Below are 16,449 nucleotides of genomic sequence, written 5' to 3' on the forward strand. Positions count from 1 at the left end.
ATGAATATTAGAGCGTTAGAATATCTAATAGCTTTTGCACAAGAAGGAAGCTTTACCAAGGCGGCTGCTCGTATGCGCGTCTCTCAGCCTACTCTTTCAACACAAATTAAAAAACTTGAAGATACTTTAGGCGTAGAACTTATTGAGCGTACACCCGGAAAACAAATCTTAACTCCTGCTGGGAGGGAAGTGGTTTATTACGCTAAACGTATTCAGGCAGATATGTCACGTATTCGACAAGCTGCAAGACGCTCAGAAGATCCATGGTCATCTACAGTGGTTTTGGGTGTGTTTCCAACATTAGGACCATACTTACTTCCGCGCATTATGCCTGTTCTCAGACGTTTAAAACCAAAACTTACTATTCGTTTTATAGAAGAAAAATCAGCAAAACTTATTGATTTGCTAGATAGCGGTCAAGTTGACGCAGTTATATTAAGCGAAAGTTTGAATGCGCCTTCAATAAAAGTGTGTCATGTTTTTGACGAAGATTTTCTTCTTGCGGCTTCTACAAATTCTTTGCTAGGACACGAAAGTAAACCAATTGAACTTTCAGATTTGTCTACTCAGAAAGTGCTTTTATTAGAAGATGGACATTGTATGCGTAGAAGCATGCTCGACGTATGTCAAAAAGTAGGTGCGAAGCAATCTGAATTTAGAGCAACATCGTTAGAAACTTTGCGATATATGGTTATAGGTAGCAAAGATGTGACGTTATTGCCGCGTCTTGCAACTGTACCTCCAATTGTGCAGCCAGCTGGTTTGATGTTGCGTGAGTTTAAGAATCCTAAACCTTATCGATCACTATATTTGAATTGGCGTGCAGCTTCTCCAGTAGACAAAATTATGGAAGGATTGTGCAAAATAATTAGTTCAGCATGTTCTGATTTGCATAAAGAATAAGTAGGATATTCTGTTTAAAAATAAAAATAGGCACTTCTGTTTGCTAAGTTAGCTACAGAAGTGCCATATTCTTCTTCTCTTACTTTTCTTTTATTCTCACTTTATTTTGAGAATTACTACCTCGTTTTATTTGCTATGTTTTATTTGTTGCTAAATTAATGATTTATAATTCAATGCCAAGATAGCGTGCTACTTGATTTACGTCCTTATCTCCACGACCGGAAACTGTTACTAAAACAATGTCATCCTTACTCATCTTTGGAACCATCTTCATAGCTTGTGCTATTGCGTGTGAGCTTTCCAAAGCTGGGATGATTCCTTCAACTCTAGAAAGTGCGCGGAAAGCTTGAACTGCTTCATCATCAGTGATTGCGTAGTATTCTGCGCGACCAGAATCCTTTAAATATGAATGTTCTGGGCCGACTCCAGGATAATCCAATCCTGCAGAAATAGAGTAGGCTGGAAGCTCGTTACCGTCATCGTCCATAAGAACATAAGTTTTCATGCCGTCCGTAATGCCAATTTTTCCATTCGTCATGGTAGCAGCATTTTGAGGAGTATCAGCGCCTTTACCCGCGCCTTCAGCACCAATCAATCGCACAGACGGATCATCAATATATGCTGCAAAAGAACCAATTGCATTAGAACCGCCACCAATGCAAGCAATTACAGCATTCGGTAATCTGCCTTCTTTTTCTAGGATCTGCCTTCTCGACTCTTTGCTAATAACGCTTTGAAAATCGCGAACCATTTGTGGATAAGGGTAAGGTCCCACTGCGGAACCAACGATGTAGAAGGTATCATCCAAGTGTTGTGCATAATCCATAAATGCTGCAGTTACAGCATCTTTTAAAGTTTTTGTGCCTTCTTGAACAGCATGAACTTTTGCTCCGAGCAAAGTCATTCTAAAAACGTTAAGTTTTTGTCGTTCGCAATCAAGTGCGCCCATAAAAATTTCGCATTCCATGCCGAATCGTGCTGCTGCGGCAGCAGTGGCAACGCCGTGCTGGCCGGCTCCGGTTTCAGCGATAATGCGCTTTTTGCCCATGCGCTGAGCGAGTAAAATTTGTCCGAGAACATTATTCATTTTGTGAGCGCCGAGATGGTTTAAATCTTCGCGCTTTAAATACACTTTTGCGCCGCCTAAATATTTTGTGAAAGATTCAGCATAGTATAAAGGTGTTTCGCGACCGTCGTAATCTTTTAATAATCCAGCCAATTCATTGCGGAACTCTGGATCGTCTTTGTATTGTAAGTAAGCTGCTGCTACTGCGTCGAGTGCTGGACGAATCATATCTGGTACGTACTGTCCACCGAATTCACCGTAATACATGTTTTGTTCAACTGCGTTTACCATAATTTTGCCCTTCTTGTGCGTGCCGAGGGAATCGGCATTATTTGTTATCTGTTATTTGTTATTTGTTGTGTTGATTATTTTGTAAATTTGAAGGGCGTGTGCTCAGATAACAAAAAAGCTGGATGGCAGCTTATATGCCATTCAGCTCAAATAATGTTGATGATGAATCCGGCATAGCCCCGTTGATTGTTTAAAATCAGCAAGCCCACACCGATATGTGAACTCGCTTTTAACTACGCCAGCTGCGCCAGAAACGAGTATTCATGTTCATCAACCTCCAATCTTGTTGCACAAGTTTAGCCGTAGCTGTGACAATGTCAACCTTTTAGTGTTAATTCGGCGTTTCGCGCGGAAAAAATTTAACCCCGGCGTCTATGCGCCGGGGAAATAAAGGAGAGAAGAAAAGAATAATTTTTTAGGTGCTTTGCACCTGTCTTTTTGTCGACAATATTATATAATCACACTATTCTGAGCAGAACAGTAACGCTAACTGATAATTACCTGAGAATTATATACTTTTCTTCTAAATCTTGCTATTTTAGGAGGTAATTTTCTAAAAACGGAATCATTTTTCTAAAAATACTATTCGCTTAAATCAGCACGATAGAAATGTTCATACGAACGTGACGGAGTTGGACCGCGTTGACCTTGATAGTGTGATCCGTTAACAGCTGAACCGTATGGGTTTTCGCATGGTGAGCTTAACTGGAAGAAGCACATTTGGCCAATCTTCATGCCAGGCCAAAGTTTAACTGGCAAAGTGCTAACGTTTGAAAGTTCCAAAGTAATATGACCTTCGAAACCTGGATCGATGAAGCCAGCTGTGGAATGTGTCAAAATACCAAGACGACCGAGCGAGCTTTTGCCTTCCAAACGTGCAGCAATAGTAGCATCAAGTTTTACATACTCCCACGTAGCTCCGAGCGCGAACTCTCCAGGATGAAGAATCCATGGCTCGTCAGGAGCTACCTCGAACTGTTCCGTAAGCTCTCCCTGATTTTCTGCAGGATCAACATACGTGTAAGCATGATTGTTAAATAATCGGAAGAAACGGTCGAGGCGCACGTCAATTGACGCTGGCTGTACCATTTCCGGGGTCCACGGGGTCAAATCAATGTGACCCTCATCATGAGCTTTGAGAATGTCGCGATCAGACAACAGCATGACGTCAAATCTCCTTGCAATAAAGCTTATACATCAGCAACTTCATTGTTCGCACGAAATATTTATTGCTATTTTGCGCGAAAAATACAATACGCACAATTGTAGCGCGTGCCGCGGTCTGTGAGTATGATGCAAGCTATTTCCTGAAAACAAATAAATATTCATGAGCAATAAGCAAAAAATTATATAGAAAATAAAAACACAAAACGCGGCACAGAGACGTAGGTTATGTAAGAAAACTACGTACTGTACCGCGTATTTATAAATCAGCTGATATTTTCTTAGCTAATTGCTTGCTTTTTAAGCAACTGCAGTTAAGGATTTAGCCGCTCTACGCTTAGCAAGAGAACGCAAGAAGCACTTTCTAAGTTCGGAAGCAATTAACACGACCATTGAAAGACCGAGGCACTCGAACCATTCCGTTACGCTCAAAGGAACAGTGCCAAATGGCTCGTTTAAGAACGGTATGTAAATTACAGCCAACTGAAGCACAACAGAAACTGCTATAGCACCCCAAAGCCAACGATTTGCAAATAAGCCTACAAATACGCTTTGTGAGTCTGAACGAGATGCTAACGCATTCAGCATTTGCGCAAACACAAGAATTGTGAAGCCCATTGTGCGAGCGTGAGTAAGCTGAGCAGCGTGATCCATAATTCCAACAGAACGGTCCGTAAAGAATCCGCCTGCCAAATGCATATCCATGCCGATTAAAGTGATAGCAGCCATGATTATGCCGATAAATACAATATCTCCCCACATTCGTCGGTCAATAACGCTATCGGTAAGCTTTCGAGGCTTTCGATCCATTACGTCGTCAGTTTGCGGATCAACGCCCATCGCGAGTGCAGGGGCTGCATCCGTAAGCAAGTTAATCCACAAAAGCTGAGTTGCGAGCAAAGGCAAAGTTACACCAACAGAGTTTGGCTGCGTAATTCCAAGCGCGCCAGCAAAAACTACGCCGCCGAAAACCGTACAAACTTCACCAACGTTAGAACTGAGCAAGTATCGCAAGAATTTACGAATATTGTCGAAAATTCCGCGACCTTCGCGCACTGCTGCAACAATTGTCGAGAAATTATCATCAGCCAAAATCATCTTGGCGGACTCTTTAGTTACTTCTGTACCGGTAATGCCCATTGCTACGCCGATATCGGCAGATTTTACTGCAGGAGCATCGTTTACGCCATCGCCTGTCATAGCAACGATATTTCCTTGACGTTGAAGCGAAGAAACGATAGCTAACTTGTGCTCAGGAGCTACTCGAGCGTACACGCTAGTTTTACTGATTGCTTCGTCAAAAGCAATGTTGTCGTCGTCGCGTGAGAGCAACTCGTCAAGTTCGTCGCCTGTAAGCGCATGCTCATCTTTTCCAATAATTCCAAGATCTCGAGCAATACGCGTAGCCGTAAGAGGATGGTCGCCTGTAATCATAACAGTACGGATTCCAGCGCGATGAGCTTGAGCTACACTATCTCGAACTTCAATTCGCGGAGGATCAATAATTCCAACCATGCCGTTCCAAATCAAATCAGATTCTAATACGTCACTTTGTTCCGCGACGTCCGCGATTTGACCTGCGGCGTTAGAAACCATGCCATCAACTTTTGAAAGACTATCGACTCCAAGCGGCCTATAAGCCATTCCAAGCGTGCGGTAGGCTTCTCCGGAAAGACGCTCAACAGTTGCTAGAATATCTTCGCGATCGCCGTCAGTAAGCGGACGCACGGCACCAGCTACTGCAATACGCGTGCAATAAGAAAGCAGCACGTCTGGAGCACCTTTAGCGCAAACAATCAGATTTCCAGAATCCGAACCATCTTTAACAACAACAGACATACGTTTGCGCTCAGAAGTAAAAGGTACTTCCGCAACTCGAGTTAAATGAGCGTAACGCTTATCTGCCTTTGTTTTACGCGCTGCTACTACTAGCGAAACTTCTGTAGGGTCTCCCACAGGCTGCCAACTTTTAGTAGTTTCGTCATAGTGTAAATCGCCGTCGTTAGCTAAACATCCGGAGCCTAACGCGCCTAATACTTCTGTAGCAAGATTTTGCGGTACTGCTAAGTCAGCATCTGCAGAACCAATTAATATCATGCGACCTTCAGGCTTGTAACCGCTTCCTGTAAGCTGAACTTCGCCGCTAGGTGTTATTACGCGCTCAACAGTCATCTCGTTTCGAGTTAAAGTACCTGTTTTATCGGAGCAAATAACAGAAGCAGAACCAAGAGTTTCCACAGATGAAAGCTTTTTTACAACAGCATGATGCTTCACCATTCGTTGCACGCCAAGCGCAAGAACTACTGTCAAAATCGCAGCTAAACCTTCTGGAACAGCAGCAACGGCTAGGGAAACAGAAAGCAGCAGAGAATCAATAATATCTTGAATACTGTGGAAGCCTTCAATCAGCCACATCGACGCAAGAACAACAGCCGCAATAATGCACACCGCAATTCCAAGAACTTTAGAAACGTGTACCATTTCTTTCTCGAGAGGTGTTGCTTCGTCATCTGATTTTGAAAGCATATCCGCGATTTTGCCAACTTGCGTGCGCATACCTGTAGAGGTGACTATAGCGCGACCGGTTCCTTGCGTAACAGCAGTTCCGTTGAAAACCATATTTGTACGATCGCCTAAAGCTTTTGCAGACGAAAGCGTATTCGGGCGTTTGCTTACTGCCACAGATTCGCCTGTAAGACTTGCCTCGGCTACGCGTAATGAAGCCGCTGCTATAAGTCGACCGTCTGCAGACACAGCATCGCCTTCGCCAAGCACTAAAATATCGCCTGGCACAACTTCTGCAGTATTAATGCGCACCACGCTGCCGTCGCGCAAAACTGAAGTTTGCGGAGCGCTCATTCTAGCTAAAGCTTCGACTGCTTCTTCTGCGCGCGACTCTTGAATGTAGCCAAGAACTGCGTTTGCAATCAAAATAATGATAATTACGATTGAATCAAACGGCAGAATCTCCCCACCGCTGTTTCCTTTATGTTGTGCGCGCTCAACAAACCACGCGATTGCAGAAATAATAGTTGCTGCAATAAGCAAGTAAACGAGCGGATCTTTAAATTGATCAAGGAACCGTTTCCATGCTGGAATTTTAGGAGCAGCAGCAAGCGCATTCGGACCGAATTGATCAAGTCTTTTTGCAGCTTCCTCAGAGCTTAAACCGCATGAAATATCTACGTTAAGCGATTTAGCTACTTGTTGAACATCACACAATGATGGATCTTTGCTATTAGCTGAAGAATCAGCTGTTTTATTGGATTGATCAAGAGTGTGATCAACCATATCTTCCCCCTTGGGAGTGCCGCGGAGTAGTCAATAATCGCAATGCTAACGCCATTTTTAGCGCTTTGTATTGTAACTATTGCGCGGTTGTGGAATATTGCAATAGTTTGCAACAATTAAGTACCGTTCTATTATGCCATACAACGCGCCGAGCTTAGAATCAGCAAATTTTTCCGACTCCAGAAATCCATTAATAGCAATGCCTCGGGGGCATGTGAGAATAGGAGTATGACTACGAAAAAAGGACCGACCAAGGGGTCGGGTGGAAAACATCGCAATGCTTTACGCGGAAAAGGGCCTACTCCGAAGGCTGAAGATCGCGTGTATCACAAAGCTTATTTTGCTAAGAAGGCTGCTATTAAGCGCACGTTTGCGGATCCTCGTTTGGCTGCGCGCCGTCGCGTGGATAAGCTTGGTAGCGATTCAGACGAGTTGGTAATTGGTCGCAATGCTGCTTTAGAGGCTTTAAGAGTTGGAGTTCCAAGCACGCAATTGTATGTTGCTAATCGCATTGAGCACGACGATCGCACGCGCGAAATCGTTAAGTTAGCAGGCATGCAAGGTTTGCGTTTGCTTGAAGCAGATCGCCTTGAGATGGATCGTATTGCACATAGCACGAATCATCAGGGCATTATTTTGAAAGTTCAGCCTTACCAGTATCACTCTTTGCAAGAGTTGGTTGAACGCGCTGAAAAGAAGGCGCGCGCAATGGAAGCTGCTGATTCAGATTCTGCTCGCATTAATGCTCGACCACTATTTATTGCTTTGGACGGCGTTACAGATCCTCAAAATTTGGGTGCTGTTATTCGTTCTGCAGCAGCTTTCGGTGCTAATGGCGTAATTTTGCCTGAGCGCAGAAGTGCTTCCGTAACTGCTGCCGCTTGGAAGGTTTCTGCCGGTGCTGCAGCTCATTTGCCGGTTGCTCGAGTTGTGAATTTAAATAAGGCAATTCAAGGTTTGCGCGAGCGCGGATGGTATGCAATTGGTCTCGATGGCGGCGGCGATAAGCTTGTCGGAGAAACTGGTTTTGAAACTGATCCGCTAGTTGTTGTGCTCGGATCTGAAGGTAAGGGCATGAGTCGTCTTACGCGAGAAGCGTGCGATGCAATTGCTGGAATCCCAATTTCTAGCGCGGTTGAGTCTCTTAACGCTTCTGTTGCAGCAGGCATTAGTTTGTATGCTGTTGCTAATGCTCGTCGTTTGGCTGCGAAAACAGAATAGCTATGAGCGAAAATACTACTGCGAATGCTAATTCAGTTACTACAGACGCAACTGCAATTACGAATACGACTAAAACTTTAAATAATTCGAATAAACTATGGTTTTTAACGCATGTGCGCACGCTTATTTTTATTGCGTACATGGCTGTTGTCGTAGTAGTGATGTGCTTCCATGAGCCTTGGTTCGATGAAGCTCAAAGTTGGCTTATTGCGCGCGATTCTTCGTTTGCAGATTTGTTAACTCTTCGCCCACATTATGAAGGCCATCCACCGCTTTGGACTTTGCTTCTTTCAATCCCTGCAAAAACAGGAATTCCATACGAAATTGGTCTTAAAGGCGTGCAGATTTTATGCGCTGCGCTTTTGGGCGGTTGGCTTATTTTCCGCGCGCCTTTTAGTAAATTGGCCGTATTTTTGCTTCCGTTTACGTATTTTTTGTGCTTCCAATACGGTGTTACTTCGCGTCCGTATGCTCTTCTTTGCACGGCTTTGTTCATGGTTGCGCATTATTGGAAACAATCTGATTCTAAGCCTTCTGATACTTGGAAACTCGCTTTAAGTCTTGTACTTTTATGTGCAATCAGCGCGTACGGCATTGCTTTAGCAGCAGGTTTTGCTTTGGCTTGGATTTGGCGAGTTGCAAAATCTGAAGGAATTAGAAAAGCTTTCGCTGAAGTATTCTCTAATGTTAACAGATTAGTGAGCTGGATAATCCTTGCTTTAGTCGGAATTGCAAGCATTATTTGCATTTGGCCTGCTTCTAACGCTTTTGCATCACGTGAAACATTCGACGGAAATTCTTCTCTTACGCAATTCTTGTCGTTTATTTTCGTCATGCCATCAGAAAGCATGTTCACTCAATTTGCAGGAGATGTTTCTTTACGTAGACTCACACTAAGCGTACCTTCCGCAATTATTTGCGTTATTATTTCGATTTTAATATGGGCTTTCGCTATAAGAATTGCTTATCGAAGGGGCATGCTTGTTTCTTTGATACTCCCTTACTTGACTTTTGCAGCAATTGCAACGCAATATTTCACTTTGCATCACGTAGGAATCGTTTTTGCATTCTTCATATCTCAGCTTTGGATGTGCATTGCGCGTAAGCCACTGGAATCTAAAGATATGCCGACGATTATTTTTAGGTTATTCAAAGCTGAGAATAAAAATACAAATAAAACTGAAAATAGCAACGAAAATAGCAATAGTAAATCTGCAAGTAAATCTACAAGTAAATCTGCCGGAAGCAAAGTTATTGCTGGCATTATTACTGTTGTTTTATTGTACCCAAGCTTAGTTTGGAACGCGTATTCTTGCGTTAATGATATTCGATTTGACTATTCAGGCTCGCGTGCACTTGCGCAATTTATTAAGCAAAATCATGCTGAAAATAAGCGATTCGTAACGTCTTGGCTGCATCAGGACGAAAAAACCGATAAGCAAGGTAATGTTATTGTCCCGGAATTTGAAGATATTCATCAATACTCGTGGAAGCTTATTACAGCAAATCCTTATTTCTCAAAGAATCTTATTGATTGCAGTTATAAGAATAGCTCGTTTATTACAAATGAGCGACCATCTAAAGAACAAGCATCAAATGAAATGGCTGTTTGCAAGGCAAAGAAAGAGCCAGAATTCTTCGTTACGGAATCAAGCAAACCTTGGTATTACTTTGTTTCGTTAAATTACAATATTGACCATTACACTGAGCGTACTATTGCTAAAACAAAATCATCTTGGAAAGAAAGAACCTCAGAAGGAAGAATTATTGTATACGAGCGTAAAAATAATTAGCGCATTTATGTAAACATTTAAGTATATTTAAGTATATTTAAGTATATTTAATTACACTATGAAAATGCCCCTGCGTAAGTTAAGTAACTTATTTAGGGGCATTTTTTATTACAATGTTTTACTTTTTAACAGTAAAACATGCGGTTTTATTTACCAGAAACCGAATGGATCAAATATTCCACCATCGTCACCGTCGTCATCTCCGCGCTGCTGTAAATCGTCATCATCATCCGACTTACTGTTGCTGCGTTTTTTACTAGGCTTCTTTTGGTTTTTCTTTAGCTGCTTTTCTTGCTTGTTTGTGCCATTAACAGCAGCTTCTTCTTGGTCGAATGTGATTTGCAACTTAAGTGTGTTGCCGTTACGAACTATTGTAATCGTAGCTTTTTGGTTGAACGCTGTTGCTCTCACATAGCCGAGAAGTGCGTAATTATTAGATACAGGCTTATCGTCAAATGCAACAATAGTGTCATTGGCTTTGAGTCCGGCTTTTTCAGCAGGGCTTCCTTGATTTACAGAAACAACTTGAGCTCCTCCGCGAGTAATTCCTTCAGACTCAACTGCTGTGCTTTTAATCATGATTCCCAGAGCTACATGCTTTACAGAACCATTTTTAATAATTTCTGTAACTACTCGTTTTACCAAATTTGCTGGAATTGCAAAGCCGATACCGATAGATCCTGTAGCTTCCCCTTGGATTGAGGTTGCTGCAATAGAAGAATTAATACCTATGACTTTTCCGGCAGCGTTAAAAGTTGGACCGCCAGAATTTCCTGGATTAATAGCTGCATCAATTTGTACAGCATTAGTTACAACTTCAGAGCGGCTTTGATCATCCATAACTGATACTGGACGATTCAGAGCAGAAACAATGCCTGTAGTAGCCGTATCGTCATATCCAAGCGGATTTCCGATTGCCATAACCGGTTCGCCAACGGAAAGTAGATTAGAGTCAGCAAATTGGACTGTCTTTAAATTACTTGGTGAATTGTCTAATTTAAGTACTGCTAAATCAGTTGTTTTATCCGCTCCAACTAATGTGGCTGAATAAATTTGACCGTTAGAAAGTGTTACTTGAATTTCTTTTGCACCAGAAATTACGTGATTGTTTGTTACAACGTAACCTTTTGAGTCAATGATTGCTCCAGAACCCTTTCCCATGCCTTTTTCTAAACGAGTTTGTATAGAAACAACGGCTCCAGAAACATTTTTTGCAACTCCTTGCCAATCTGGAGCTTGACCGCCTTTAACTACTGCGGTTCCAGGACCAGAAGAATTAGATCCAATGTTTGCGAAAGAACTGCTTTGTGGGATTGAAATAAGACCTTGCGAGATTGCAAACAGAACTACAACTACGCAAACTATTGCAGAAATTGCGGAGGATAGAATGGCAACAAAAACAGTTGATGAAGATCTTTTTGTTTTTCTTTTGTTACCTTTCTTATTTGTGCTCTTTGTATTGTTTGTGTTGTTTTTATTTTCTGCGGTTGTGTTAATAATGCTCGTTTTTGCTATATTTTCATTTTCTTCGTTACTTGCATTATTCCCAAAATTCTGTTGTGCTGGTGTTTGATTGCCAACTTCATTATTTGGGTAAGAATTATTGTCTGTGCCGTAATTATACGTATTTCCGAAGCTATTAGAATTATTATTTCCGTAGTAATTTTGCGATCCGGTGTATTGCGTAGGAGCATTGCTGATATTTGTATTATTCGCATCGTTATTTTGGTTTACAGCGTAATTGTTAGCTGGATACTGTGTAGTGTTTGTACCAGCTTCGTTTTCGTTATTTGTTGGACCGTAAGCTCCGAATTCAGGAGCTGGGCTATATGTTTGTGCTGGTTGTGATGCTTGCGTTGGTTGTGCTGGTTGCGTTGCTTGCGTCGGCTGTTCCTGCTGCTCGTAATATCCATTATTTGCAGTTTCATTGGATTCCTGCTGATTTGCACCATACATATCGTCAGCCATCCATCCTCCTTACAAAAGACTCTTAACACACCATAATAAACCATGCCGTTATCTATGTAATAGCTAGTATGTTTTTTTATAATTTTTTAAATAATTTGCTTTATAAATTTCATAAATTTTGCAAATTAATTGGATATTGTCACATAAAAATATAAATTGTGCGTGTTTTTTGATTTACGCTCGTCATGCCTTCTAATAAAGTAAATGTTATGACAAGTCTTCTTGAACATCCACGCGGAGCTGAGCCGGGGAAACCTGGTGACCGCAAAGAATTTTCTTTTACAACAAAAACGCGACTTTCCAATACTGCTGAAGGTAAAGGTCGTGACGGCGCTCGCTACGGGCGCACTGGCGTAATACACACTCCTCATGGGGATATTCATACCCCAGCATTTGTGCCTGTTGCAACTCAAGCTGCAATGAAGGCAGTATTGCCAGAAAGCATTAAGGATTTGGGTGCGCAGTGCATGCTTTCAAATGCTTTTCACTTGTATGAGCGTCCGGGAGCGGATGTTCTTGACGAAGCTGGCGGATTGGGAAAGTTTATGAACTGGGATAAGCCAACCTTTACGGATTCTGGTGGTTTTCAGGTTCTTTCTTTGGGTGCTGGTTTTAAGAAGACTCTTGCAATGGACGTTACTGGCATGAAGTCGGACGACGTTATTGCAGCAGGTAAGGAGCGTATGGCTTTTGTTGACGAGGATGGTGTAACTTTTAAGTCTCCTCTTAACGGAGCTAAGCATCGTTTTAGTGCCGAAATTTCTATGGGAATACAGCATAAGCTTGGCGCGGATATTATGTTTGCTTTCGATGAGCTTACTACTTTGATGAATACGCGTCGCTACCAGGAGGAGTCGGTGGAGCGCACGTTCCGCTGGGCTAAGCGTTGTGTTGCTGAGCATCAGCGTTTAACCGAGGAACGTGCGGGCAAGCCTTATCAAGCGTTATACGGCGTTGTGCAGGGCGCGAATTATGAGGATTTGCGTAGGCATGCGGCCGAGCAGATTGCTTCTTTAGATTTTGATGGAGTCGGAATCGGCGGCGCTATTGAGAAGCGAATTATTGGTGATACTTGTGCATGGATTTGCGATGCTATGCCGGAAAATCGACCTCGTCACGTGCTTGGTATTGCCGCAGTTGACGATATTTTTGCGTGTGTTGAAAATGGTGGAGATACTTTCGACTGTGTTGCTCCTGCTCGCTGCGGAAGGAACGGCGCAATTTTTACTCGACATGGTCGCTACAACGTAAAACGTGCTGAGTTTAAGCATGATCAGCGTCCTCTTGAAGAAGGCTGCGATTGCTACACTTGTACGCATTATTCCAGAATGTATGTGGATCATTTGCTGCGCGCCAGTGAAATGAACGGATTTACGCTTGCAACTATTCACAACGAGCGTTTCTTTGTGAAGCTACTTGACGATATTCGAGCTTCTATTGACGGCGGATATTTTGAAGAGTTTCGCGATGAAACTCTTGCTCATTATTACGAAAAAGGTTCAAAAGGCTGAGAGTAGTTTTGAGCGCAAAATGCTAGGCTAAATATTGCGAATTTATGTTAAATATGATAGCCTTGCACTTTGTATGCGAACGTGGCGGAATGGTAGACGCGCTGTCTTCAGGTGGCAGTGAGCGTATGCTCGTGCGGGTTCAAGTCCCGCCGTTCGCACTCGTCAAAAAGGCTGGAATTGCAAGGGTTTTGCCTCTTACGATTCTGGCCTTTTGTGCAAGTATAGTGCAAATATAAAGCAGCTATATTGCAACTGCAGTGCAAAAGTGCGAATGTTGTACAAACTTCTCGAGTATTGTACAAACTTCTATTTATTACAAGCGACGGTGATGTAATGAACGCTAACGATGAACTAAATATCAATAATGCAAATAACAATTCTTACGAACAGCATATTGGTCGTGAATCTCACGTTGTGCCTGGTCATTTTGGTGAGCCTTTAAAAGTTACGAATGCACAGTATTCGCAAGGTAATGCTTCAGCTCATCCAACGCATCCGCTGCTTTTGCTTCTTCACGGTTGGGGTTCTAACGAGGAAGATTTATTGGATTTGTTGCGAGTAGTGGCACCATATAATGATGCAATCGCTTTACGTGCTCCGCTTAAGCTGGCGGAAGGCGCTTACAGTTGGTTCCACGATGCTGTACCTCAGCGAGAAGATTTAGATTACGACATGTATGCTGCCGCCGTCTCAATCGACGAGTGGGTGCGTGAAAATATTCCAACAAATCGCGACATTGTGCCATTTGGTTTTTCGCAAGGTGCTGCGCTCGCGGTGCACGTTTTGCGTTTGAATCCTGCGCGTTATCGTGCAGCCGTTTCGCTTTCCGGATTCATAGCTCCTAATGTTCCTACTTCTGCATCTGAAATTGCTTTAAAAGATGACGATTTAGCTGAGCGTAATACTCCTGTATTTTTCGGCTACGGATTAGAGGATGGCGTGATTCCTCCTTACGAATTTTCAGCTGCTGCAGCGTGGCTTGAGGAGCACACTTGGCTAGAAGAACGTCGTTATCGCGGACTGGATCATGCTGTTGATATGAACGAAATTGGCGATATTCGCAAGTGGTTCGTAACTCACGATATTTCTTCTGGGCTTATGTAAATTTACTTAGATTTATGTAGATTTATTCGATTTCGTTTATTTCTTAATTTGTAAATTAATCTGTAAAGTGATTTCACGAATATGTGCGATGAGATAGTATTTGCAATGAATCAAGCCTTGGATTTGGCTCGAGAGTCTGCTTCTGCAGGCGAAGTCCCAGTTGGAGCAGTTGTGCTTGATAGCGGTGGTAATATTATTGGCAAAGGCGCAAATATGCGGGAGCAGAGCGCTGATCCTTTAGCTCATGCTGAAGTGCTTGCTATGAGAGATGCTGCTATCTCGCGTAAATCTTGGAATCTATCTGACTGTACTCTGGTAGTAACTCTTGAACCTTGCCCTATGTGTGCTGGGGCTGTGCTGCAAACGCGTCTTAAACGCGTAATTTTCGGGGCGTGGGATGCCAAACTTGGTGCGTGTGGGTCTGTGTGGGATATTTTGCGAGATCCTCATGTTGGCTCACGTCCGGAAGTTATTGGTTCAGTATGCGAATCTGAGTGTGCTCAACTCTTGCGAAACTTTTTTGCGCATCAACGTTAGATAAGTGTTGCATTATTTTTTAATGTTGCGTTTAATTCAAGATAACGCAGTGCATGAAAAGTAATTTTTAGCGTGTTCCCCTTGTGTTCATTCTAGCAAAATGTTATAGTTGCGGTAACGTTACCGCATGAGGTAAGTTGAAGAAACCGACAATTGTGGGAACGTTATCTCAATTTGCGGATTCTATTCAGCGCTGATGAAGCTGCTCATTGAGAATAAGATTGCACAGAGGCTCTTATGCATGGTTGCATAGTGCTGTTTTTCTCCAACGAGAGGAGTATATGGAAAAACGTAGTATAAAACATGGAGTACAAGCTAAAATCAAAACATATCGATAACAGTGCAAAATTGTTAACACTGGTTGAGCATAAGAGATGAGCTGGAGGTGTCATGTCGTACATTACGATTTGCGATGTTGCGCAACGTGCTGGTATATCAGTATCAACTGTTTCTCGCGCATTGAATAATACGGGTCGTATATCGGCAAACACTAAGGCGAAAGTTGAGCGTGCAGTTGCGGAACTAGGTTATATACCAGATTCTCGCGCTCAGGCGATGCGGTCATCTCGTACTAAGACAGTGGGGTTACTTGTGCCAGATATACGCAATGCGTATTTTGCTGAGCTTGCGTATACTGTGCAAGACTCGTTGTTTGATGCCGGCTATTGTGCGTTTATTGGAACATCTTCTGAGAGTGCAGCTCGTCAAGATTCATTCATTACAAGTATTCTCTCTCAACGCATTGATGGTGCGATTATTGTGCCTCAAGGTGAGGAAACTGATGCTATGAGAATGTTGATGGAGCAGCATCTTCCACTTATGTTTATGGATCGCCATGTGGAACCTCGGACTGGCGATTTGACGCATGTGCCAGTTGTGGATTCGGATCCAGAGCAAGGTATTCGTGACGCATTATTGGATGTTAAACAACATGGTTTTTGCTCAGTTGGCTACGTGTCGGGTCCAATTATCACTTCACCGTCACTGCAAGAACGTGAACAAGTATTTCGTACAGTGGCTTCGGAGATATTTGGCGAAGAACATGTATTTGTAGAATCTACGGGATTTGAACAATCCTCATGTGCTAGCGTGTTGCATCGCATGATTAGCGTTGGTGTAAAAGCGCTTATTATCGGCTATTCGCCAGATGCGCTGCGAGTGATGGATGTAATGGCTCGTGAAGGATTAGTGATAGGCAGTGATATTTCACTTATCTCGTTTGATGATGTTGAAATATTCCGCTTAGCAACGCCGCGTATTTCTACTATTTCGCAACAAGTTCAGCGCATTGGTCGTACTAGTGCTGCACTTTTTTTGGATATGTTAGAACATAATGTTGATGTTCAATCGCAGCGAGTAGAAACTATGTATATTCCGCGTGAATCGTTAGGAAATGCGTAGCTGTAAAGCTGTTATTCTATAGCTTGACACTATTGTTATTGATTTTTGTACCCCGTGACTTTGTAAGCGTGTGCAGCAATCGCCTGAGCGTACCGTTGTTGTTACGTTTTTGCATGCGCATTGCGGCATAATTCTCATCCAAAGCACAAGCGTAATGTAGCGTAATTTATTGCATTTTCGTGGCAGCAGTGGTGCTGTA

The 16,449-nt window shown here is 42.7% G+C and carries 11 protein-coding genes and 1 tRNA gene; 8 read left to right on the forward strand and 4 right to left on the reverse strand.

Annotation, left to right across the window (positions count from 1 at the left end; genetic code table 11):
• Positions 1-903, forward strand: a complete 903-nt coding sequence (locus AC1EK3_RS05270) for a LysR substrate-binding domain-containing protein (protein WP_480033038.1) — start codon at positions 1-3, stop codon at positions 901-903.
• Between the two features lie 163 nt (positions 904-1,066).
• On the opposite strand, the gene trpB is transcribed toward AC1EK3_RS05270, so the two are convergent.
• From trpB to AC1EK3_RS05285, 3 genes are all read right to left on the reverse strand, one after another.
• The gene (gene trpB, locus AC1EK3_RS05275) at positions 1,067-2,260 is read right to left on the reverse strand and encodes a tryptophan synthase subunit beta (protein ID WP_004106157.1); all 1,194 of its coding nucleotides are present in this window, start codon (positions 2,258-2,260) and stop codon (positions 1,067-1,069) included.
• Between the two features lie 582 nt (positions 2,261-2,842).
• Positions 2,843-3,424, reverse strand: a complete 582-nt coding sequence (dcd, locus tag AC1EK3_RS05280; RefSeq protein WP_004119774.1) for a dCTP deaminase — start codon at positions 3,422-3,424, stop codon at positions 2,843-2,845.
• A 300-nt stretch (positions 3,425-3,724) separates the two neighbouring features.
• The gene (locus AC1EK3_RS05285; RefSeq protein ID WP_480033037.1) at positions 3,725-6,715 is read right to left on the reverse strand and encodes a cation-translocating P-type ATPase; all 2,991 of its coding nucleotides are present in this window, start codon (positions 6,713-6,715) and stop codon (positions 3,725-3,727) included.
• 228 nt (positions 6,716-6,943) lie between these two features.
• Between AC1EK3_RS05285 and rlmB the strand changes: the two genes are divergently transcribed.
• Positions 6,944-7,936, forward strand: a complete 993-nt coding sequence (rlmB, locus tag AC1EK3_RS05290; RefSeq protein WP_480033036.1) for a 23S rRNA (guanosine(2251)-2'-O)-methyltransferase RlmB — start codon at positions 6,944-6,946, stop codon at positions 7,934-7,936.
• A 2-nt stretch (positions 7,937-7,938) separates the two neighbouring features.
• Positions 7,939-9,729: an ABC transporter ATP-binding protein gene (locus AC1EK3_RS05295; RefSeq protein WP_480033035.1), complete on the forward strand. Its 1,791-nt coding sequence runs from the start codon at positions 7,939-7,941 to the stop codon at positions 9,727-9,729.
• Positions 9,730-9,879: 150 nt separating this feature from the next.
• On the opposite strand, the gene AC1EK3_RS05300 is transcribed toward AC1EK3_RS05295, so the two are convergent.
• Positions 9,880-11,697 (reverse strand): S1C family serine protease, encoded by a 1,818-nt coding sequence (locus AC1EK3_RS05300; protein WP_480033034.1) that lies wholly within the window; start codon positions 11,695-11,697, stop codon positions 9,880-9,882.
• A 185-nt stretch (positions 11,698-11,882) separates the two neighbouring features.
• Between AC1EK3_RS05300 and tgt the strand changes: the two genes are divergently transcribed.
• The 5 genes from tgt to AC1EK3_RS05325 all read left to right on the forward strand — a co-directional run bounded on the left by tgt (position 11,883) and on the right by AC1EK3_RS05325 (position 16,250).
• Positions 11,883-13,208, forward strand: a complete 1,326-nt coding sequence (gene tgt, locus AC1EK3_RS05305; RefSeq protein WP_480033033.1) for a tRNA guanosine(34) transglycosylase Tgt — start codon at positions 11,883-11,885, stop codon at positions 13,206-13,208.
• 75 nt (positions 13,209-13,283) lie between these two features.
• Positions 13,284-13,366 (forward strand) — tRNA-Leu (locus AC1EK3_RS05310).
• A gap of 175 nt (positions 13,367-13,541) precedes the next feature.
• A complete protein-coding gene (locus AC1EK3_RS05315) occupies positions 13,542-14,312 on the forward strand; it encodes an alpha/beta hydrolase (protein WP_480033032.1) in 771 nt (256 codons plus the stop codon).
• An 81-nt stretch (positions 14,313-14,393) separates the two neighbouring features.
• Positions 14,394-14,849, forward strand: a complete 456-nt coding sequence (locus tag AC1EK3_RS05320) for a nucleoside deaminase (RefSeq protein WP_480033031.1) — start codon at positions 14,394-14,396, stop codon at positions 14,847-14,849.
• Positions 14,850-15,239: 390 nt separating this feature from the next.
• Positions 15,240-16,250: a LacI family DNA-binding transcriptional regulator gene (locus AC1EK3_RS05325; protein WP_480033030.1), complete on the forward strand. Its 1,011-nt coding sequence runs from the start codon at positions 15,240-15,242 to the stop codon at positions 16,248-16,250.
• Positions 16,251-16,449: the final 199 nt, after the last annotated feature.

The sequence above is a fragment of the Gardnerella sp. C0026F2 genome (genome assembly GCF_056590715.1).

Bases quoted from the DNA above. Each gene is read 5' to 3' on its own strand.
- AC1EK3_RS05270 (WP_480033038.1), top strand. From the start codon at position 1: ATGAATATTAGAGCGTTAGAATATCTAATAGCTTTTGCACAAGAAGGA.
- trpB (WP_004106157.1), bottom strand. From the start codon at position 2,260: ATGGTAAACGCAGTTGAACAAAACATGTATTACGGTGAATTCGGTGGA.
- dcd (WP_004119774.1), bottom strand. From the start codon at position 3,424: ATGCTGTTGTCTGATCGCGACATTCTCAAAGCTCATGATGAGGGTCAC.
- AC1EK3_RS05285 (WP_480033037.1), bottom strand. From the start codon at position 6,715: ATGGTTGATCACACTCTTGATCAATCCAATAAAACAGCTGATTCTTCA.
- rlmB (WP_480033036.1), top strand. From the start codon at position 6,944: ATGACTACGAAAAAAGGACCGACCAAGGGGTCGGGTGGAAAACATCGC.
- AC1EK3_RS05295 (WP_480033035.1), top strand. From the start codon at position 7,939: ATGAGCGAAAATACTACTGCGAATGCTAATTCAGTTACTACAGACGCA.
- AC1EK3_RS05300 (WP_480033034.1), bottom strand. From the start codon at position 11,697: ATGGCTGACGATATGTATGGTGCAAATCAGCAGGAATCCAATGAAACT.
- tgt (WP_480033033.1), top strand. From the start codon at position 11,883: ATGCCTTCTAATAAAGTAAATGTTATGACAAGTCTTCTTGAACATCCA.
- AC1EK3_RS05315 (WP_480033032.1), top strand. From the start codon at position 13,542: ATGAACGCTAACGATGAACTAAATATCAATAATGCAAATAACAATTCT.
- AC1EK3_RS05320 (WP_480033031.1), top strand. From the start codon at position 14,394: ATGTGCGATGAGATAGTATTTGCAATGAATCAAGCCTTGGATTTGGCT.
- AC1EK3_RS05325 (WP_480033030.1), top strand. From the start codon at position 15,240: ATGTCGTACATTACGATTTGCGATGTTGCGCAACGTGCTGGTATATCA.